Origin of the sequence: Sporolactobacillus sp. THM19-2 (genome assembly GCF_004153195.1) — a bacterium.
Lineage (GTDB): Bacteria > Bacillota > Bacilli > Bacillales > Sporolactobacillaceae > Sporolactobacillus.
Genome location: NZ_SEMC01000022.1, coordinates 16,817 through 38,471 on the forward strand (window position 1 = coordinate 16,817; position 21,655 = coordinate 38,471).

A 21,655-nucleotide genomic window follows, 5' to 3' on the forward strand; every position below is an offset into this window, starting at 1 on the left:
GACATGTTCTAAGGGCAGATTCAGAGGTGAATAACATGATTGAAAATAACGATGCGGTTTATTTATAAGGCCATATCATGGATATATTGCAAATTGCCGGGCTTGGACTGGCTGCAACATTTCTTGCCCTTGTTCTGAAAGAGAAAAATCCGGTCTTCGCTCTGCTGCTTTCCGTGATTGTCGGTACTTTTATTTTTATCATGCTGATCGACCAGATCAGACTGGTTCTGGACATGTTAAGGAAAATGGCTGTTACTGCACACCTCAACGGGGCTTATGTGGCAACGGTTCTGAAAATAATCGGTATCGCCTACATTGCCGAATTTTCCATTCAGATTGCCAAAGATGCCGGTCAGAATGCGCTTGCCGGGAAAATAGAGCTGGCAGGAAAAATCCTGATTCTGGTCATGGCGATCCCGATTTTGACGGCAATTATTGAGACCGTAGTGAACATGATGCCACAGATAGGAGGCATGTGAGGAACATGAAATACAGTCGCTCCGTGCTCCCGGGATTATTAATCGCGTTTGCGGCAGCCATCACCATCATGCAACCTGCGCCTGCTGAGGCAAAAGAAGACCCATCTTTACAACAATGGTCAGATGAACAATTAAACAACATAGATACGGGAGAAATCGATAAATACTGGAGTCAGATCATCACTGATTACGATGGGTTTCTGCCGGAGACAAACCCGGATTTTAAACAATTTGTTCAATCGGACAAAAAGGGATTCCTGAATAAACTGTTCGAAGGTCTTCTGAATTTTTTTCTGGATGAAGTCATTGTCACCAGTAAATTACTCGGCACTCTGATCTTATTATCTGTTTTTGCCTCATTGCTGAATACCCTTCAATCAGCCTTTGAAAATAAAACCGTTTCAAAAGTGGCTTATATTGTGATTACGCTCGTTCTTCTTGTTCTGCTGTTAAACAGCTTCAGACTGGCCATCAGTTATACCAGCGACACCGTTCGCATGATGAGCCATTTTCTTGTTGCCCTGATCCCGTTGATATTCGGGATGACAGCTGCGGCAGGAGGTGTTGCTTCAGTCGCATTCTTCCATCCTTTAATCCTCTTTCTTGTTAATGCATCCGGCTGGCTGGTGTCCATGATTATTCTCCCGCTGCTTTTTATGTCTGCTCTTCTTGGAATTGTCAGTACGCTTTCTGATCAGTACAAGCTGACCAAACTCAGTGCCCTGCTTAAAAACATCGCCTTGTTCACACTTGCCTCTTTTTTTGCCGTGTTTCTTGGGGTCATGTCGGTTCAGGGGGCTGCTGCAGCCATATCTGATGGATTACTGGTTAAATCTGCCAAGTTTTTCACAGCAAACTTTCTTCCCATTGTGGGCAGGATGTTTACCGAAGCTGCAGATACGGTTATTGGCGCATCAGTCCTTTTGAAGAATACGGTTGGCATTGCCGGACTGCTGATCCTGTTATGTATTACTGCATTTCCTCTGCTCAAGGTACTGGCACTGGCTTTTATTTACAATGTCGCTTCGGCAGTATTACAGCCGCTTGGGAAAGGAGCAGTCACCGATTGCCTGGATATTATGGCTAAATGTCTGTTTTATCTGTTTGCCTCTCTGGCTGTTGTTTCACTTATGTTCTTTCTCGCACTGACGATTATTATCACATCAGGCAACCTGTCACTGATGGTGCGTTAAGGAGGTAAGCCATGAGTTATCTTTCCGGCTGGATCTCCCAGCTTGTCCTGATCGTTCTGTTTGCTGTTATTCTCGAAATTCTGCTTCCTTCCGGAGGATTTCAGAAATATGTAAAACTCGTTGTCGGACTTGTCCTGATCGTTGTCCTGCTTGATCCGGTGATGAAGCTGTTTCAGATCGATCCCGGGACTCTGATACGTGATATAGGCTCCTCAGAGATAGGAAAGGAAATAAAAAATGAAACAGCCCTGCAAAAAAAAGATATAGAAGAAGGACAGGCTGCATATATTCAAGAACAGGTGGCCGTTCAATTGAAAAGCCGGGTACAGGAGGAGTTGATTGAGACATACGGCGTACAAATACATCATATTAATCTATCGGTCGAACAATCGAAAAACAGAGAGGTTTCCATCTCCAGTGCAGAGGTTTTTCTTGAACAGGCAGATCCGGAGAAGAACCACACAGCTACCGGTGGTGAGCATGAGCAGCCGGTCAGACCGATTGAAGAAGTTACAGTAGCTGTTGAGCCGAAGGACACCTCTGATTCCGGAAGTGGACAAGAATCTGTAGACAACAGCAGAATCCTCTCTTTTCTTGCCGGGCGGTGGGAGATGGATAAAAAATTCATTTCGCTCCGCATGGAAGGAGGGACATAAGTGCGGCGGTTGCTCAACTTATTGAAAAAACAATTAACAGCATTTAAGGAGACCGGCGGAAAAAAGGAAAAGAAGCAGAAATCATTATTGGTCAAGTTCGTGCTTCTTGCCATGGTCGGGGTCGCGCTGCTGCTTGGCAATCGTCTGATGTCCGCACCTGAAGATACCGGACAGGATAACAGCCGTCAGGTTTTCAGCAGTCAGGATGCCGGAAAACTGTCGGAAATAAAGACCGGCGGGAAAAAGGAAGTTCCCATGGCTGAATATGAATCCTATATGAATCAGAACCTGAAAAATATCCTGGAACAAATAAAGGATGTTTCCGAAGTTTCTGTGATGGTCTCTTTTTCCTCCACTGAAAAGAATATTTATCAAAACAATATAAAGACACAGGAGAACCAGACCGTTGAAAATGATCAAAAAGGCGGGACAAGACACGTTGACGAGCAAAATGAGGACAGCCAGGTGGTGATGATCGACAATAACGGCAGTAAGGAACCTGTTGTCATCGGGAAAGAGCAGCCTGCCGTCCGCGGCGTGATTGTTGTTGCCCGAGGCGCTGACCGCCCCTCGGTACGAGCTGAAATCATGGAGGCCGTCGCCACGGTACTGGACATTCCAACCTATAAAGTTAAAGTGTTACAGAAGAGTGAATAAGGAGGAAGGTAAGAAATGTTAAAAAAGCAGACGGTTTGGCTATTAACGATGCTCAGCCTGATTGTTGTTCTTTCGGTCTATGCATTAACCGCTCCCGGACAGAGTGATGATAAAATGGCAGATTCAGATCCGGCATCCACTGAACAGGCGTCAACGAATCAAGACAAAGGGGCGTCTGCTGCGCGGGTAACCGAAGATAAACTCGGTCAGCTCCAGCTGGATAAGGCTGATGAACGAAGCCGGGCACAGGAAAAATATGAGAGCGTCATCGCTTCTGAGAAAAGCAGTGCTGAAGAAGTCAGCGCAGCTTATGATGACATGCAGGCACTGAATACTCTGGCAAATAACGAGCGGGTACTTGAGGATGTCATTCAGTCGAAAGGTTTTGAAGATGCTGTTGTGACAACGAAAGGAAGTCAGGTTCAGATTTTTGTTATGGCTGATAAACTGACAGGAAAACAGGCGAATGAGGTGATCAGACTGGCAAATGAATATTTAGGAACAGGCAGAGTGGTCAGTGTCAGTTATGCATTAAATAAAAAATAGTCGTCCGATGAGGGGGCTGTGCAACGCGCTGATGATCACCGGATTTATGAAGATTTTTTGAACGGAATCAGTTACAATAGAGACTGTCGCAGATATTGCGACAGTCTCTGATTCTATTTATTTTTAGAGCCTGCTAAAGCAAGCCGGCCGCCGGATGCTGTCGGAAATGATTTCGATCGCGTTATGGTATAATAAATTCTAAATGCTGATGGGAAAAAGGAGTGCTTGATTTGTTTAGTATCGATGATATTAAAGCCTTGATAAAGGAGATAGATTCATCTTCAATCAACGAGCTTAAAATTGAGTCTGAAAAGGGAAAACTGGTACTGCGTAAACCGGGCAGCCGCCGGGAAACGACAGCTCTGCAGACTGTCCAGCCTGTTACCACACAATCTTCGGGTGCACAGATTTCTCAGCCTGCGGCCGGTGCCCCTGCAAAAGATAATCAGGCTGATCAGGATGAAAGTCTGCACAAGATCACTTCACCCATGGTCGGCACTTTTTATACCTCATCTTCACCGGACTCTGATCCTTTTGTTAAAAAGGGATCAAAAGTTGATAAAAAAACAGTGGTCTGTATCGTTGAAGCGATGAAACTCTTTAATGAAATAGAAGCCGAGTGCAAGGGGACCATCGTCGATGTTCTGGCTGAAGACGGTCAGCTCGTTGAATATGGCCAGCCGCTGTTCCTGGTCAAAGAAGATTAAGGAGCCGGTTATCTATGATAAAAAAAGTACTTGTTGCAAACAGAGGAGAAATTGCGGTTAGAATTATCCGTGCATGTAAAGAATTGAATATTGAAACCGTTGCTGTCTATTCACAGGCGGACAAGGATGCGCTTCATGTTCAGCTGGCAGATGAGGCATACTGTATCGGGCCGAATGCGCCAAAGGACAGTTATCTGAACTACACCAGCCTGATCAGTATCGCTTCATTGACGGGTTGTGATGCGGTTCATCCCGGATACGGGTTCCTGTCCGAAAATGCCGATTTTGCAGAAATGTGTGAGGAATGCAATCTGATTTTCATCGGACCTTCTTCCGAAGCCATAAGCAAAATGGGGATAAAGGATGTCGCAAAACAAACCATGAAAGAAGCGGGGGTTCCCGTTGTTCCGGGATCAAACGGAGTCATTAACAGCGTGGAAGATGGTGTGAAAATTGCTTCAGATATTGGTTATCCGGTACTGATTAAAGCCACAGCAGGTGGTGGCGGTAAAGGGATCCGGGTTGCACGTAATGAGAAGGAACTCAAGAATGGTATTGCCGTTACCCGGCAGGAAGCGGATACGTCTTTCGGTAACCCGGGACTATATATTGAAAAGTATATTGAGAATTTCCGGCACGTTGAAATCCAGGTTCTTGCTGACGGGTACGGGCATGTGATCCATCTGGGTGAACGCGATTGTACCATTCAAAGACGTCTGCAGAAACTTCTGGAAGAATCACCGTCCCCGGCACTTACTGAAGCAAAACGGCAGGAGATGGGACGGGCGGCTGTCCGTGCGGCAAAAGCTGTTCATTACTGTGGCGCCGGAACCATCGAATTCATCTATGAGCCGGACGGTTCTTTTTACTTCATGGAAATGAACACACGGATTCAGGTAGAACATGGCGTTACGGAATATGTGACAGGCATAGATTTAATAAAGGAACAGATCCGGATTGCCTCCGGAGAACCTTTGACGATAAAACAGGAAGATGTTCATCTTTCAGGTCACGCGATCGAGTGCAGAATCAACGCTGAAAATCCTGACCAGAACTTTATGCCCTCCTGTGGAAGGGTGGAGACTTATCTGCCGCCGGGTGGTCCGGGTGTACGCGTTGATTCCGCAGTGTATCAGGGATACTTCATCCCACCTTATTATGACTCGATGGTGGCTAAAGTGATGACGTATGGAAAAACAAGAGAGGATGCCATCGCGATTATGAAGCGTGCGCTTGGAGAATATGTCATTGAAGGTATTCATACAACCATTCCGTTTCATCTGCGTCTGTTAAATCATCCTGTTTTCGTAAGTGGAAAGTTCAACACGAGATTTTTAAAAACTTATCCGCTCACTGATGAGGAATAATCATGGAGGTGTCATTCTATGCCGGAAAAAGAAAATCAGCTGATTGATGCAGAGAAGCTGCAGGGAGATCTTGGAAAGATTGAAATTTCTCCTGAAGTGATTCAGATCATTGCCGGTCTGGCTGCAATAGAAGTTGTCGGTGTCGGAGATACACACGGCGGGGTCGTTGAGAAACTAAGCGGTAAAAAATATGGCAAGGGCGTTAAAGTGGATCTGACTGAGGACGGGATTGTGATCGATGTACAGCTTACGATTAATTTCGGTGTTTCGATCCCAAAAGTTGCCGAGCAGGTACAGGACAATATTGCCCGGGCTCTGAAACGGATGACAGCGCTGGATGTTCACGAAATTAACATCCATGTCGTTGGTGTACATTTTGAGTCAAAGGCGGGAAAAAATTCCGGGACAGACTGAGAAGCAGAGGGGCAGATCACATGAACCCCCTTTGCTTTTGAATTTATGTGAACTGATAAGCGTACTGCCTGAAAGAGGATCAGGTCATCTTAATAAACAGATTCCAGACAGACTTTTGCAGAGATCTCTGAATCTGATATAGCCATTAAAAGTAAGTCGATACGCCAGTGAAAGAGGGATTTTGATGAATCGAAGACAGGCCAGGGAAACGGCATTGAAGGTACTCTTTCAGATGGAAGTAAGCGGTACGGAGCGAAGTACCGCTGTCAGGGCCGTTAATGAGAATGATATTCCGCTGGATCCGTTTGTGAATCAATTGCTTGACAAGACGCTGAATCATTTGAATGATATTGACTCGATTATTTCCAAAAACCTTGTCAACTGGTCATTCGACCGGCTTGGAAATATGGATCGGACCATTTTACGCCTTGCTGTCTGTGAGCTTCGTTATTTTGATGATATACCAGACACCGTTACGATTAACGAAGCTGTAGAGCTTTGCCGGACGTACAGTGATGAACAATCAAGACGATTTGTTAACGGCATATTATCTCATATCTCCAAAGAATGATCAGAAACAAGGAGACAGGTCTGGATTTGAAGGACTGAAGGGAGGGGATCGAAATGACTGCAAAACGGATTGACGGAAAGAAAATAGCGGCAGAGAAAAAACGTGCGATCAGGGAAAGCGTTAGAAAGTTGGGGATTGTTCCTGGACTGGCTGTTATTCTTGTCGGTGATGATCCGGCTTCCAGATCCTACATAAAAGGAAAAAGCAGAGACTGCAGACAGGCAGGCTTCCATTCAGATTTTATCCACTTCCCGGTCACTGTTTCGGAGCAGGAAGTGCTTGACAAAATCCATGAACTGAACGAACGTGATGATATTCATGGAATACTTGTACAGCGTCCTCTGCCGGATCATATTTCCGGACAGAAGGTCGTTCGCGCGATCAGACCGTCCAAGGATGTGGACGGATCTCATCCGGTCAACAGGGGACGGCTTTTTGCCGGACAGGAGACTTTTACACCTTGTACGTCAGCTGCCATTATGGAGGTGTTAAAAGCAGTTCATGTACCTGTTGCCGGTAAACATGTCGTGATCGTCGGAAGAAGCCTTATTGTCGGAAAGCCCGCCTCCCTCCTTTTTCTGAATCTGGATGCGACAGTTACAATTTGCCATTCAAAGACGACGTCGCTCTCTGATTATACAAAACAGGGAGATATTCTCGTCGTCGCAACAGGACATGCGGGACTGATAGGGGCAGAAGATATTAAACCCGGGGCGGTGGTTATCGACGTTGGAATGAACCGCAATAAGGATGGAAAATGGGTCGGCGACGTCGCGTTTTCAGAAGCAAGCAAGAAGGCAGGATTTATTACCCCTGTACCGGGAGGAGTCGGTCCCGTGACCCGGGCGATGCTCCTCGCAAATACACTGAAAGCTGCTGAAAAATTAATCAAGGATAATGATCCGATATGATAGAAAACGATAAATATATCAGCGTAACCAGACTGACGCGTTATATCAGGCAGATGCTTGAGTCAGACAGAGCACTTCAGGAAGTGTGGCTGAAAGGTGAAATTTCTAATTTTAAGCGACACTCCAGGGGACATCTCTATTTAACTCTGAAGGATAAGAATGCCAGAATCAGAGCCGTTATGTTTGCCAGCAGTGCAAGACATCTCAACTTTGAACCGAAAGACGGAATGAAAGTGCTTGTCCACGGCTCAATTTCTCTTTACGAACCTTATGGTGAATATCAGATTTATATTCGCCAGATGGAGCAGGACGGGCTTGGCCGACTGTTTCTTGCATATGAAGCATTAAAACGAAAATTGCAGACTGAGGGCCTGTTTGAGGAAGCTCATAAAAAGGTTATTCCGCCTGTCGCTTACGAAATTGGTATCATCACTTCTCCAACAGGAGCAGCCGTACGCGATCTCTTTACAACAATCAAACGCAGATTCCCGGCCGCACGCATCACTCTTTTTCCGGTCCTGGTTCAGGGAGCTGATGCGGCTCCTTCGATTGCTTCAGCCATCACCAGAGCAAATCAGATGAGGACACTTGATCTCTTGATAGTCGGCCGCGGCGGCGGTTCTATCGAAGATTTATGGGCTTTCAATGAAGAAATCGTTGCACGGGCGATATTCCAGTCCAGACTTCCTGTTATTTCGGCTGTAGGGCACGAAACAGATTTTACAATTGCTGACTTTGTGGCAGATAAACGTGCGCCAACTCCTACAGCAGCCGGTGAGTTTGCAGTTCCCGACGTCAGGGAACTCGAAAGACGGATAGACCAATTGTTTACAAGAATTCACAGAGCTCTGCAAAATAAATTAATCCGGGAGAAGGAGAGACTCAGCAGGTTAAATAAATCCTATGCGTTCAGATATCCAGGACAACTGGTATTACAAAAGGCACAGGAGCATGACCGCCTGTTTGAAAGGATGAAAAGGGCGGGAAGCAGGCTGACCAGTCAGTATGGAGACAGGTTGAATGTCCTGGATCGTCTGCTCGAGAAAGATCGTCCGAACGAACTGATTGCGCGTGCACATAAGATTCTGTCTGATCGTACGGCTCAGCTCATTCGTTCTGCAGATCACTACCGGAAGACCAGGCAGTCGGCTTATGAACACATGGTTTTGCAGTTAAATGCCCTGAGCCCGCTTAAAGTGATGGCGCGGGGATATAGTATCGTGTATGATCAGGATAAACATCTGGTGAGATCGGTAAAGGATGTTTCACCTGGAGATCCGTTATCTGTCAGGCTACGTGACGGAAATATTGATTGTCAGATATGGGGCATAGAGGAGGCTGAGAAGAATGAGTGAAGAAGAGCATAAGGAGCATGCACCCACCTTTGAAGAAGCCATGGAACATCTTGAACAAATTGTGACAAAGCTTGAAGAGAATGATGTACCACTGGAAAAAGCCATTGATTTGTTTCAGGAAGGAATGGCTCTCTCAAAGATATGCCACGACAAGCTTGAATCTGTAAGCAAAAAAATGGATCAGATGATCAGCAGCGATGGTGAGTCGAAACCCTTTACGTTACGAGAGGACGATCAGCAATGAGTCGAACTCTGAAGGAATATATGGCTGATATTAAATCATGGTTTGATCCCTTTCTTACCAGGGAACTTAGTCGGACTCAAATTACAGAGAGATTGAAAGAGTCAATGATTTATTCTTTGACGGCCGGAGGGAAGAGGTTTCGGCCAATGCTGCTCTTTGCCACACTGGAATCTCTTGGAAAGAAAAAGGAAACGGGTCTGTATCCTGCCATTGCCCTTGAAATGATACATACTTATTCATTGATCCATGATGATCTGCCTGCCATGGACAATGATGAGTTAAGGCGCGGGTTTGCGACCAATCATGTGAGATTTGGTGAAGCAACAGCTATATTGGCCGGGGACGGACTTCTGACCTTCGCCTTTCAGATCATTGCATCTGATCCGGAACTGTCAGATGCTGAGAAAAGCAGGATGACCTGGCTTCTTGCCCGTGCCGCCGGTCCGGAAGGAATGGTTGGCGGACAGGAAGATGATCTTGAAGCTGAGGACCATGTACTTTCCATTGATGAGCTGATGTCTGTTCATCGAAGAAAAACAGGACGGCTTATCAGATTTCCTGTCGAAGCAGCAGCAGTGATTTCGGGAGTGTCGCCGGATCAGTCTCATGCACTGATCGGGTACGCCGATCACCTGGGCATTGCCTTTCAAATTGGTGATGATCTGCTGGACATCACGGGTAATGAGAAAATGCTTGGTAAAAAGGTGGGCGGTGATCTCGCAAAACATAAGAACACGTATGTCAGTCTGCTGTCTCTGGACGGGGCAAGGAAGCAGCTATCCACCCATATTGAAAAAGCAAAAGGATATCTTAATGAAGCGGGTATGGCTGACGGGCGCCTGAAGGAAATCGCTGAGTACCTGCTGCACAGGACGAGTTGAAAGTACAGGCGCAATTCAGTGATTGCTGAAGCCATTTTTTATAGAGGGCAGAATGGCTTTCACAATTTGACAATTGAAATATGGTTTTAATCATGATATAATTAATCGTGTAAGTTAAATGGTGGTGCAGTATTCTAGTCACTCCACTTTATTTGAAGGCGGGGCTAAAAATCCGCCAAAGGGCACATCGATGAAGTTCCTGGTTTCAGCTTAAGGCGCCCAGCCTTGGGTTGATTCTGGGAGTAAAGGATGTAGGGCGATCCGCAACGGCATGTGGGCGATGACCCTGCGTCCGTGGAGACACGTACGTTGTTTGCTTTTAGGCAATGACTAAGTGGAAAACCTGTTTCGTTAGTACTTTTTTCAAGAAAAGCGAACAGCGTAGCCTGCCTTGAGTGGAAAAGAGGGGATAGAAGCACGTAACCCGGGTTAGCTTGGCCGGCAGCCCTGGCGTGTGCTTGCTTGAAATCAATTCTGCAAAAGAGGCTAGAATAAGGTTTAAGAGTGCCTGAGGAAATCTCCTAGACTGTCTGCGCTATGCAGCATCAGTGAAGGATTATAGTGCGGTCTGAGTGGCGTTCCAGTTCGATGACCGGCAACGGCAACGGTCAGTTTTTAAAAGGAAACTGCCTGTATGGCAACATCAGGTAATCTGACGGGAAAACCTACTGGACCTAAGCCGCAGCATTTACTTCACTGGTGACCTCCACGTTACATAAACTTTCCAGACATGAATACCATAAATATCAGGGATGTGACGATTGGTCCGGGCAATCAGTAAGTAATAAATCCGGATCGAATGTGTATGAAGAATGATTTCAGAAAATCACTGAAATGGGCAATACCTTTAGCCGTTATCACGATAGTGCTGGCGGCTATTTTTTCTATCATTTCAACAGCAGTGCTGCATGATTCAAATGTGATTACCGGCACTATTGTTGTACTTGTGATTATTTTTATCGCCCTTTTTTTCGATATCATCGGCGTAGCAGCTACCGCTTCAAATGAAGCGCCTTTTCATTCTATGGCTTCAAACGGTATGAAAGGGGCAAGGTATGCAGTATGGCTGACAAAAAATGCAGATCGTGTCAATACATTTTGTACGGATGTCATAGGCGATATCAGCTCAATCATCAGTGGTACGGCGGCTTCAGTCGTGGTTGTGCAGATTCTGGTCCTGCTATCCAGAGTCGACAGCGGTATCGTTGAGTATGTTCTCTCCGTTGTGATAACATGTATGGTGGCGGCGCTTACAGTGTTTGTCAAAGCGCTGGGCAAATCATTTGCTATAAAAAATGCTACAAATATCATTTACCATACCGGATTTTTTATCTATTTCATCGAGCACCATCTTCATATTCCGCTCCTTCGTTTCCTTGATAAAAGAAACAGTAGTAAATCAAGGATAAAAAAGAGGAAAAAGGACGTGTGATCTATTGGATGTCACTTCAATTAAAAATCCCGAATTCCTGAAAAACATGTCGACTTCACAGATGAATCATCTTGCTGCGGATATCCGTACTTTTCTTATTGAAAAGCTGTCAAAAACGGGTGGCCATCTCGCCCCCAACCTGGGTGTCGTCGAGCTGACACTGGCCCTTCACAAAGAATTTAACAGCCCGACAGATAAGCTGATCTGGGATGTCGGGCATCAGACCTATGTTCATAAGATCCTGACTGGCCGTGGAGGACGCTTTGATACGTTACGTCAATATAAAGGACTTTGCGGTTTTCCAAAACGAAGTGAGAGTGAACATGATGTCTGGGAGACAGGACATAGTTCCACGTCTCTGTCTGCAGCACTCGGCATGGCTGTGGCGAGAGATCTGAAAAAAGAAGACTATGAAGTCGTGGCGATTATCGGGGATGGAGCGCTTACCGGCGGTATGGCTCTTGAAGCTTTAAATAATATCGGACAAATGAAAAAAGATATGATCATTGTGCTTAATGATAATGAAATGTCGATTGCTCCAAATGTCGGAGCCCTTCATAATATGCTCGACAGAATTCGATCGGCTGAGAAATACAATCGTGCTAAAGAAGACATTGAATTTCTTATGAAGAAAATACCTGCCTTTGGCGGGAAAATTGCTTCCGTCGCAGAGCGGGTAAAAGACCGCCTGAAGTATCTTCTGATGTCCGGCGTTTTTTTCGAGGAACTTGGTATTTCATATCTTGGACCTGTTGACGGGCACAATATCAGTGCGCTGATTGATAATCTGAAACTTGCCCGGAAGCGCAGAGGACCGGTCCTCATCCATGTTCTGACGCAGAAGGGTAAGGGCTACAAACCTGCCGAGATGGATTCAGTCGGTACCTGGCATGGCACGGGTCCTTATAAAATCGAGTCCGGCGCCTTTATAAAACCGGTTACTTCGGCCCCTTCCTATAGTAAAGTAGTCAGCGGGACCCTTCAGGAGCTGGCACGCAAGGATAAAAGAATCACAGTGATTACACCGGCTATGGTTGTTGGATCAAAGCTTGAGGGGTTCGCCAAAGAATTCCCCGACCGGCTGTTTGATGTAGGAATAGCCGAACAGCATGCCGCGACATTTGCTGCTGGTCTGGCTACTCAGAAAATGAAGCCGGTTCTGTTTATTTACTCAACTTTTCTGCAGCGGGCCTATGATCAGGTTCTTCACGATATTTGCCGGCAGAATCTCAATGTCATGATCGCTGTAGATCGTGCAGGGCTTGTCGGAGCAGATGGGGAAACCCATCAGGGCGTCTTTGATATTGCATTTCTCCGCTCTCTTCCGAATCTTAAAATCATGATGGGTAAGGATGAGAATGAATTAAGGAATATGGTTTATACAGCGATAAAGTATAATGATGGACCGATTGCCGTTCGTTTCCCGAGAGGAAACGGGCTCGGGGTTGCTTTTGATCAACATCCCTCTGAAATTCCGATAGGCAAGTGGGAAGTTCTAAGAGAGGGATCGGACGCCTACATTCTTTCATTTGGCCCCATGTTACAGGTTGCGATTGAAGCCGCTCATCAGTTGCAGTCGAAAGGGCTTCAGATTGGTGTCATTAATGCACGCTTTATCAAGCCACTTGATAAAGACATGCTTATCAGGCTCGCCAAAGAAAAAAAGCCTGTACTGACGCTGGAAGAAGGAGTTCTTGCAGGTGGCTTTGGTTCAAGCATTCTTGAATTTTATGCTGATCAGAAAGAATACGGCCTGATGATTGACCGGATGGGCATTCCGGATACCTTTATTGAACACGGCAGTGTCAGAGAACTTCTGAAGGGACTGGGCCTGACGAGTGAGCATGTCTGCGCAAGGATCAGCAGTATGATCGCAGGGCAGGAAAATCAGGAAGCAGCGAAACGACAGAGGGTCTCCTCGTCATGAAAGATAAAGAAAGGGTAGACGTCTTACTGGTACGGGACGGTTTTTTTGAATCACGTGAAAGAGCGCAGAGGGCTGTCATGGCCGGAATGGTTTATATTGGGGAACAGCGTGTTGATAAACCCGGTAGTAAAATCGACAGTCATACTCAGTTTCTTGTCAAGGGGAACCCGATCCCCTATGTCGGACGCGGCGGGCTGAAACTGGAAAAGGCACTCCGCGTGTTTCCGGTTCACGTCTCAGGTAAACTGATGATTGATATTGGTGCTTCGACCGGCGGCTTTACAGACTGTGCCCTGCAAAATGGTGCTGAAAGGGTTTATGCCCTTGATGTCGGCTATAATCAGCTTGCATGGAAATTGCGAAATGACCGCCGGGTGATTGTCATGGAAAAGACAAATTTCAGATATTGTACACCGGCCGATTTTCAGGAAGGTGTTCCGGAGTTTGCGACCATTGATGTCTCTTTTATTTCACTGAAAAAAATCTTACCTCCGCTTAAAACCATCCTCCTCCCTGGAGGAGATGTGATTGCGTTAATCAAACCGCAATTTGAGGCGGGCAGGGATGAGGTTGGAAAGAAAGGGATCGTCCGTGATCCACAGATACACCAATCGGTTCTTAAGAAAATTATCCTTTTTGCTGAAGAAGCGGGATTTATTCTGAAAGGACTGGATTATTCCCCCATTACCGGAGGAGACGGAAATATTGAATTTCTCACGTGGCTCAAATCGTCTGCTAAAAGAAGTATTAAAGACCCTTCTTTATTAGTGAATGACGTTGTTTCACGGGCCCACTGCCGACTGGACAGAAAATAAATACCGAAGAGAGCGTCAGTGGACGCTCTCTTTTCATATATGGAAAAAAGGTTCAGAAAAACTAAGACTCAGGCGACTTGCCAGTCGGCCAGCTTTTCTTTATATTGACGAAAGATCAAAAACAGGAGAAAATAGTAACAGAACCTGTGTTCGTCAGGAGGTGGGCATACAGGATGCTGTTGGAACTTCAGGTAGAGAACTTTGCCATTATTGATAAACTGAGGATTAACTTTGACGAAGGAATGACCGTGATCACTGGTGAAACAGGTGCCGGTAAGTCAATTATTATTGATGCAATTGGACTGCTGTCCGGCGCCCGTGCTTCATCGGACTTTGTCCGGCAGGGAGCAACAAAAGCGGAACTTGAAGCGCTGTTTGAGGTGGATCCCAAAAATGAAGCGCTTCAGGAACTAAAAGGTATGGGTATTGACTGTTCTGATCACATGATTATTCTCAGACGTGAGATATATGCTAAAGGAAAGAGTATCTGCAGGATCAACGGAAAACTGGTTACCCTGAACATTATGCAGAAGGTAGGCAGCAGGCTTGTTGATATTCACGGACAGCATGAGCATCAGCTTTTGATGGATCCGACTTATCATCTTCCACTGATTGACCGGTTCGGAGGTGATAAACTGGCTCATCTGAAGAAGGAATATGAGGCAGCCTATAATCAGGCAGCAGATATCGCGAGGCGTCTGACAAAATTCAACAAAGACGAAAAAATGATCGCGCAACGCATGGATCTGCTGAAATATCAGATCCAGGAAATAGAGAAAGCGTCAATCACCCCCGGTGAAGACGAATCTCTGCTTGAAGAGAAAAGAAAGCTGGCCAATTTTGAGAAGGTTTTTCAGACGCTCAAATCCGTCTATGAGTCGCTTGATGGTGAGAACAGGGGACTGGACTGGATTCGAAGAGCAGCTTCTGAACTTGAATCCGTTCAGGATCTGGACAAGGATATCGGTTCCATTTCAGAAGATGTGACAAACAGTCTTTATATGCTGGAAGAACGCGCCACAGCTGTCCGTGATTATCTGGAACAGATGGAATACCAGCCAGGGCGACTTGACGAGATAGAACAGAGGTTGAGTGAGCTGGATCTTTTAAAAAGAAAATACGGCTCAACCCTTGAAGAAATTCTGAACTATTATAAAAACATTAAAGAGGAGTATGATGCACTCACTCATCGGGATGAGAACTGTGAAGAACTGCAACATGCATTACGTGCTCAGATGGACACCTTAAGAGAACGCGCCCTTTCTTTGTCCACAATGAGACAAAAAACGACATCCGGACTGAATCAGGCTGTAAACAGTCAGCTTAAAGATCTCTGCATGCCGCACGCTGTTTTTAAATCGATCATTCGGAGACAGGATCGTCTCGACCATTTTGAAAGTTACAGGCAGACAGGCATAGATGATGCGGAATTTCTCATTTCAACAAACCCGGGAGAACCGATGAAACCTCTTGCAAAGACAGCTTCAGGCGGAGAACTGTCCCGAATTATGTTGGCTTTAAAGGTTAATTTTAAACAAATTATGAACGTTTCTACTGTTATCTTTGATGAGGTTGATACAGGCGTGAGCGGCCGTGTGGCTCAGGCAATGGCTGAGAAGATTTTCAGCCTGTCTAAAGCGTCGCAGGTATTTTGTATCACGCATCTTCCTCAGGTCGCTTCGATGGCAGACCATCATTTATATATTTCAAAGCGGGTCACTGCTGAACATCGCACAAAAACATCAGTAAAGAAACTCAATGACGCCGATAAAATACGGGAGATCGGCCGAATGATATCTGGCACTGAAATCACTGATCTGACAAAAAAACATGCCCGTGAAATGCTCGAAATGGCTGGAAAAGTGAAAAAATAAAAGGCTGGAACAGCTATCCTTTATTGGCAATAATCCATCTGTCTGTTCACTCATAATTATCTCCTGCTCAGGCAATTTTAATTAATGCACGGCAACAGGCTGGTGCGTGTACGGAGCGAGGAGAGTGAGTGATGAGAAATATAAATAAATGGTTTGGGGTGTTCGTCTGCCTGTCAATTTTGGTCACTACAGCATTTGTTTTCGGGTCTGGTTTTGAAAAAAATCAACGATTAAATCACCGATCAGTGAGTATGGAGCATCTGTTTCATCCTTATCTTTCCGGCGGCTCACCACTTGCTGCAGAAATGCGAAAGGTAAAACTGAATACACTTCGGGAACAGAATGGTCATGCCGTGGCAGCCCATAACTTTTCAAAACAGAAGACCGGCGACGAACTTCGACTGGTCCCGGGCGGTCAGTCAATAGGTGTTAAAATCAAAACACGTGGCGTACTGGTGGTTGGGTACCATCTTATCAACAGTAATCGCGGTCAGGCTTCACCCGGAGAGTCGGCAGGTATTCAGATTGGGGATATCATAACGAAAATCAACGGTCGTCAGATGAGTTCCATAACGGATGTACGCCAGATCATTGATCGGGCATCTGCTCAAAAAAAGATGCAAGTGGATCTTATTCGCAGACATACGATATTAAAAAAGCAACTGATGCCGGTAAAAGGTAAAGATGAGGGAAGATTTCAGATTGGCCTGTATATCAGAGACTCTGCCTCCGGGATCGGTACCATGACTTTTTATGACCCGAAATCAAATGCATATGGAGCTCTCGGACACACTATTTCCGATCGTGACACCGGGCAACCGGTTCCTGTGAAAAACGGTCAGATTGTTCGTTCTATGGTGCAGGCTATTCAAAGAGGGGCAGAGGGTAACCCGGGAGAGAAGATTGCCTTTTTCCCCGATCATGCACAGCAGATTGGAACGATAAATAGAAATACAGCTTTCGGCATTTACGGATATCTGCAGAACAATGATTTGATGTATCAGAACCGACGTATGCAGGCTCTTCCCGTAGCAAAACCGGATCAGGTTCACGAAGGTGCAGCTCAGATTCTGACGGTATTGAACGGAAGTCGTGTCGAAGCATTCGATGTTCGCATCTTAAACGCGGTATCTCAGAAAAATCCAGAAACAAAGGGAATTGTGATTAAGATAACTGACCCCAGGTTACTTCAGGTAACGGGCGGAATCATTCAGGGAATGAGTGGAAGTCCCATTATTCAGGACGGCAGACTCGTCGGTGCAGTCACCCATGTTTTTGTCAATGATCCAACCTGTGGCTATGGGGTTCATATTAAATGGATGCTTCACGAAGCTGGCATTCAACAATCCAGAATAACCGAGGAATCTGCAAGTTAAATGAATATAATACGACATCATCATGTCGAGAAATGTCAGATGGTGTCATAATAAATCAGTTTATCCGATAAAAGGGCAATGATGAGGGAAAAATATTGAAGAAATCAAAACCGAGAATAAAGGATTACTTTCTCCCCTGTCGAAAAGTTAAAGTGTAAAACTTTTTGGAAGGGGGCTTTTTTTGTTGCAAAAAATTAAAGTGGGTCTTACCGATGACAACCAGGAACTGATTATGCTGATTTCTGAATACCTGAAAACTCAGGATGACATTGAGGTTACAGGAACCGCCAGAAATGGTCAGGAGTGCCTTGAAATGCTGAAAACGATATCTCCCGATGTCCTTCTGCTTGATATTATTATGCCGCATCTGGACGGAATTGGTGTTCTCGAACAGCTGCATCAGAACAGTACACTGCCCAGGCCAAAAATTATTATGCTTACCGCATTCGGTCAGGAAGACGTTACGAAAAAGGCAGTTGAACTGGGTGCATCTTATTTTATTTTGAAACCGTTTGACATGCCTAATCTTGCTAATCAGATTCGACAGATCGCCGGAAAAAAGGAGATGGACTCCATGTTTTCAAATCGCACGGCGAATTCATCTGTGTCCATCGTCCGCAGTCACGATTTAAATGCCAGCATTACTCATATTATTCATGAAATTGGTGTTCCGGCTCATATTAAAGGGTATATGTATTTAAGAGAAGCCATTTCAATGGTTTATCACAATATTGAACTTCTCGGATCGATTACCAAGGTGCTTTACCCTGATATTGCAAAAAAGTACAAAACAACGCCCAGCCGTGTAGAACGGGCGATCCGTCATGCCATCGAAGTCGCATGGAGTCGTGGTAATGTCGATTCCATTGTTTCACTGTTCGGTTATACAGTATCCATGTCCAAAGCTAAACCCACGAATTCAGAATTCATTGCCATGGTCGCTGACAAACTTCGGATTGAAAACAGAGCAGGGGATTCAATGGAGGTTCATTGACCGGCAACCATCCAAATACTGAAAATAAGCGTGCGATCCTGAAAAAGGATGCATGCTTTTTTTTGAAAATGAATGCAGTTGCGTGTACACTGCTTTTTCCAAAAAGGATTTGGAAAAACAGGATAATATGGTATATTAGACAGTATCAGTCGAAAAAAGAAGAAATTAACATGAATTTCCAAATTGATTTTTTTGGCATGGGAAGGTGCAGACACGTTGACCGGTTTAATGATCGCCCTGATTCCGGCCTTGCTGTGGGGTACGCTTCCTCTCGTCAGCACAAAAATGGGAGGAACGCCAAATCAGCAGGCCTTCGGTATGACAATTGGTGCTATTTTTTTTTCAATAGTCGTATCCTTTATTGTTCCACCGATATTTAATTGGACGGTAGTCATGATTAGCTTTATTTCGGGGCTGTTCTGGGCAGTCGGCCAGCTTTATCAGTTTGCTGCAATGAAAACAATCGGTATTTCAAAAACCATGCCTGTATCAACGGGTATGCAGCTTGCCGGAGCTGCATTGTGCGGTGTATTGATTTTTGGTGAATGGAATACGGCGTTCAGACTGTCAGTTGGTCTGACAGCTCTGGTTCTTATCGTAGCCGGCGTTCTCTGTACATCACATGAACCTGGAAAAAATGGACATACTGAATCCATAAGCATGATAAAGGGTATCCTTTTATTGCTTCTGTCCACTTCCGGGTATGTATCGTATATTGTCATACTTCGTTTGTTTGACATCAACGGATGGTCGGCTATTCTTCCTCAGTCGGCCGGAATGATCACAGGTGCTTTATTATTGTCCGGACGGCAGGCCAGCCATCTCATAACAAGGGAAACAGCCGGGAATATGATATCCGGTCTGATGTGGGGAGGCGGGAACATTGCCTTACTTATGGCAACGAAACTGGAAGGAGTAGCAACCAGTTTCTCTCTGTCTCAGGTCGGTACCGTTCTTTCAACACTCGGGGGCATTTTCTTACTGGGTGAGAAAAAATCAAAAACGCAAATGATATTTGTCATGGCGGGCTGTTTCCTTATAGTTACCGGCGGTGTTCTCCTTGGTATGACAAAACAGTGAGAGATGTATTTTTTTCATGACAGGAGCACTCAGTAATGTTAAAATAGATCTATGGTTTTTGCAGGATTCTGTCGGTATTTCAAATGTAAACGGTGTTTAGGTCGATTCCGTTAGAAAATGATTTGCCGTATGTTTCCTGAAGCTGTTAATTTTTGATAAAGGAATGGAGAGAGTAAACACAATGGAGAAAACATATGTTGTCACTGATGAAACCGGTATTCATGCACGTCCTGCTACTGTTCTTGTCAGCGAGGCGAGCAAATTCGAATCAAATATTAATATTGAATACAACGGGAAAAAGGCCAATCTGAAGAGCATCATGGGTGTTATGGCCCTTGGTATTATGCAGGGTGCTGAATTTAAAGTAACTACAGACGGTGCCGATGCAGATGATGCAGCAAAGGCAATCAGCAATGTCATCGCGTCTCAGGGGATCGGCAAAGAAAAATAAAGTGAAACTTCAATCTGTGTGAGGGTTCTTCATCTCCCACAGATTGTCAGTTGAACAACTCACCGGATTTTTCGGGCAGTTATCCTCCCACCTGGGCATTTTCTTTACCATCATGACTCTGAGATGGACCCGCCCGTTCATGCGGGATAACATTTAATTTTATCATAGTCAGGGAGCGATCCGGGATCTGCTTCTTTATCATCCTTTAAATGAAATAAACCAGGCCAATGGCAATGCCTGCATTTTGCCACTGGCCTGGTTTATTTCGTGTTGCGTTAAAATGGCATTTTACAGAAGAATAAGAGGAGTAAGGACAGGGGCAAAGACAAAAGTAAAAGATACAGGTACAATAGAGTTTAAGCATAAAGTATATGCCATTATGTTATAGAGGAGGCATGATAAAGACGGACATTAAACACTTACATTATTTTCTGGAGGTCGCAAAAAGGAAAAGTTTTACAAAAGCTGCGCATCATCTTTTTGTCACACAGCCTACAATTAGTAAGATGATTAAGGATATTGAGGATGAATTAGGCATGCAGCTTCTGGACCGTTCTGGTAAAGAAATTGAATTAACTGATGCCGGAAAAATCGTGTTCGAGCAATCTCGGAAGATCGTCAAATCCTTTGATCATTTGTCAGATGAGCTGGGAGACCTGACTCATGCAAGGGTCGGAAAACTGACCATTGGGTTACCACCGATGATTGGTGTTTATTTTTTCCCTGCGATATTAGGAAAATTTAGAAATAAATATCCCGGAGTGGATTTACATATTGTTGAATATGGTGCAAAAAAAATCGCTGATTGTGTTTCTGAAGGAATTCTGGAAGTGGGTGTCACTGTAGGTCCTTTCGATCATCGACACCTGGATTCTTTCGCTTTCTATGATGATCCGATCTGTGTCGTAGTTAATCAGTCACATTGGCTGTCAAAAAAAAGCAATGTTACACTTAATGAATTAAAAAGTGAATCGTTTATACTTTTCCCTGAAGATTTTGCTCTTAGAACTATGATTACTAAAGCTTGTGAACACGCAGGTTATCAGCCAAAAATTGTATTTGAAAGTTCTCAATGGGATTTTATGATTAAATTAGTCTCAGAAGGTTTCGGCATTGCACTTCTTCCATTGAGTATCGTAAAAAAAGCGAAAGATCAGTCAGTCATTTCTGTTCCTCTTAATGAGAAAGACCTGACCTGGCATTTATCAATGATTTGGAGAAGAAATCATTATCTTTCGTTTGCAGCCAGGGCGTGGATAGAGGAGTCCGCAAAAGCGCTGAAATTGCAGAAAGTTATTGACAAATGATTTAATCATGGTGCCGGGTAAGAATTCTGCTCCGTTCACTTTCTGTTTGTTTCCTGATTTATCCTAATCAAATCAGTTAATCAAGTTCTCCAATAAAATACATTTTTGATTTTTTATTGACAAAGATACTGCTCTCTGATATATTATTCTAGTCGCTGAATTTGATGTCTTGTTCATCATTGACAGAGACAAGTGAATCAGTTATAATTACAATATATTATTAGTGATCTCTGGTTTACGTTGCTGACTGGTCTTTATATCAGCCGACTGATAATTAAGCCAGAAGATTTCGAATGTTCCTTGAAAACTGAACAAAAGCCAAGCGTGATTTAAGGGGTTTATCCCCTGATCAATTCAATTTGCTATGGATCTTATGAACGAAAAAAGTCTGACCCGGATGCCGAAAGGGATCCGGAAG

The 21,655-nt window shown here is 44.7% G+C and carries 22 protein-coding genes; all 22 read left to right on the top strand.

The window, feature by feature from the left end:
- Positions 1–77 precede the first annotated feature (77 nt).
- Positions 78–479: a stage III sporulation protein AD gene (spoIIIAD, locus tag EWH91_RS12285; RefSeq protein WP_129930324.1), complete on the top strand. Its 402-nt coding sequence runs from the start codon at positions 78–80 to the stop codon at positions 477–479.
- 5 nt (positions 480–484) lie between these two features.
- Positions 485–1,672: a stage III sporulation protein AE gene (gene spoIIIAE / locus EWH91_RS12290; RefSeq protein WP_129930325.1), complete on the top strand. Its 1,188-nt coding sequence runs from the start codon at positions 485–487 to the stop codon at positions 1,670–1,672.
- A gap of 11 nt (positions 1,673–1,683) precedes the next feature.
- Positions 1,684–2,328: a stage III sporulation protein AF gene (spoIIIAF, locus tag EWH91_RS12295; RefSeq protein ID WP_129930326.1), complete on the top strand. Its 645-nt coding sequence runs from the start codon at positions 1,684–1,686 to the stop codon at positions 2,326–2,328.
- A complete protein-coding gene (spoIIIAG, locus tag EWH91_RS12300) occupies positions 2,329–2,985 on the top strand; it encodes a stage III sporulation protein AG (RefSeq protein ID WP_240697360.1) in 657 nt (218 codons plus the stop codon). It begins immediately after the preceding gene.
- Positions 2,986–3,000: 15 nt separating this feature from the next.
- A complete protein-coding gene (locus EWH91_RS12305) occupies positions 3,001–3,531 on the top strand; it encodes a SpoIIIAH-like family protein (protein ID WP_129930327.1) in 531 nt (176 codons plus the stop codon).
- A gap of 230 nt (positions 3,532–3,761) precedes the next feature.
- Entirely contained in the window at positions 3,762–4,238 is a 477-nt protein-coding gene (accB, locus tag EWH91_RS12310; RefSeq protein ID WP_129930328.1) for an acetyl-CoA carboxylase biotin carboxyl carrier protein, read from the top strand.
- Positions 4,239–4,252: 14 nt separating this feature from the next.
- On the top strand, positions 4,253–5,605 hold the full coding sequence (gene accC / locus EWH91_RS12315; protein WP_129930329.1) for an acetyl-CoA carboxylase biotin carboxylase subunit: 1,353 nt from the start codon (positions 4,253–4,255) through the stop codon (positions 5,603–5,605).
- An 18-nt stretch (positions 5,606–5,623) separates the two neighbouring features.
- Entirely contained in the window at positions 5,624–6,019 is a 396-nt protein-coding gene (locus tag EWH91_RS12320; protein ID WP_129930330.1) for an Asp23/Gls24 family envelope stress response protein, read from the top strand.
- 184 nt (positions 6,020–6,203) lie between these two features.
- Positions 6,204–6,590 (top strand): transcription antitermination factor NusB, encoded by a 387-nt coding sequence (nusB, locus tag EWH91_RS12325; RefSeq protein ID WP_129930331.1) that lies wholly within the window; start codon positions 6,204–6,206, stop codon positions 6,588–6,590.
- Positions 6,591–6,643: 53 nt separating this feature from the next.
- Positions 6,644–7,501, top strand: a complete 858-nt coding sequence (locus tag EWH91_RS12330; RefSeq protein WP_129930332.1) for a bifunctional 5,10-methylenetetrahydrofolate dehydrogenase/5,10-methenyltetrahydrofolate cyclohydrolase — start codon at positions 6,644–6,646, stop codon at positions 7,499–7,501.
- Positions 7,498–8,856, top strand: a complete 1,359-nt coding sequence (gene xseA / locus EWH91_RS12335) for an exodeoxyribonuclease VII large subunit (RefSeq protein ID WP_129930333.1) — start codon at positions 7,498–7,500, stop codon at positions 8,854–8,856. Before EWH91_RS12330 ends, xseA begins: the two co-directional genes overlap by 4 nt.
- Positions 8,849–9,100: an exodeoxyribonuclease VII small subunit gene (gene xseB, locus EWH91_RS12340; protein ID WP_129930334.1), complete on the top strand. Its 252-nt coding sequence runs from the start codon at positions 8,849–8,851 to the stop codon at positions 9,098–9,100. Before xseA ends, xseB begins: the two co-directional genes overlap by 8 nt.
- Positions 9,097–9,981 carry a polyprenyl synthetase family protein gene (locus EWH91_RS12345; protein ID WP_129930335.1) on the top strand — a complete coding sequence of 295 codons (885 nt, stop codon included), beginning with the start codon at positions 9,097–9,099 and terminating at the stop codon, positions 9,979–9,981. The genes xseB and EWH91_RS12345 overlap by 4 nt, the downstream gene beginning before the upstream one ends.
- An 805-nt stretch (positions 9,982–10,786) precedes the next feature.
- Positions 10,787–11,413, top strand: a complete 627-nt coding sequence (locus EWH91_RS12350; RefSeq protein WP_129930336.1) for a hypothetical protein — start codon at positions 10,787–10,789, stop codon at positions 11,411–11,413.
- Positions 11,414–11,417: 4 nt separating this feature from the next.
- Positions 11,418–13,340, top strand: coding sequence for a 1-deoxy-D-xylulose-5-phosphate synthase (dxs, locus tag EWH91_RS12355; protein ID WP_129930337.1), 1,923 nt, complete (start codon positions 11,418–11,420; stop codon positions 13,338–13,340).
- Positions 13,337–14,155 (top strand): TlyA family RNA methyltransferase, encoded by an 819-nt coding sequence (locus EWH91_RS12360; RefSeq protein WP_129930338.1) that lies wholly within the window; start codon positions 13,337–13,339, stop codon positions 14,153–14,155. The genes dxs and EWH91_RS12360 overlap by 4 nt, the downstream gene beginning before the upstream one ends.
- Before the next feature lie 173 nt (positions 14,156–14,328).
- Entirely contained in the window at positions 14,329–16,029 is a 1,701-nt protein-coding gene (gene recN / locus EWH91_RS12365; protein ID WP_129930339.1) for a DNA repair protein RecN, read from the top strand.
- Positions 16,030–16,160: 131 nt separating this feature from the next.
- Positions 16,161–17,405, top strand: coding sequence for a SpoIVB peptidase (spoIVB, locus tag EWH91_RS12370; protein ID WP_129930340.1), 1,245 nt, complete (start codon positions 16,161–16,163; stop codon positions 17,403–17,405).
- Between the two features lie 184 nt (positions 17,406–17,589).
- Positions 17,590–18,399 carry a sporulation transcription factor Spo0A gene (spo0A, locus tag EWH91_RS12375; protein WP_129930341.1) on the top strand — a complete coding sequence of 270 codons (810 nt, stop codon included), beginning with the start codon at positions 17,590–17,592 and terminating at the stop codon, positions 18,397–18,399.
- Positions 18,400–18,615: 216 nt separating this feature from the next.
- Positions 18,616–19,479: a GRP family sugar transporter gene (locus tag EWH91_RS12380; RefSeq protein ID WP_129930342.1), complete on the top strand. Its 864-nt coding sequence runs from the start codon at positions 18,616–18,618 to the stop codon at positions 19,477–19,479.
- A 181-nt stretch (positions 19,480–19,660) separates the two neighbouring features.
- Complete coding sequence (locus EWH91_RS12385) at positions 19,661–19,930, top strand: phosphocarrier protein HPr (protein WP_129930343.1); 270 nt, start codon at positions 19,661–19,663, stop codon at positions 19,928–19,930.
- Between the two features lie 395 nt (positions 19,931–20,325).
- Positions 20,326–21,237, top strand: coding sequence for a LysR family transcriptional regulator (locus EWH91_RS12390; protein WP_129930344.1), 912 nt, complete (start codon positions 20,326–20,328; stop codon positions 21,235–21,237).
- The last annotated feature ends 418 nt before the right edge of the window (positions 21,238–21,655 follow it).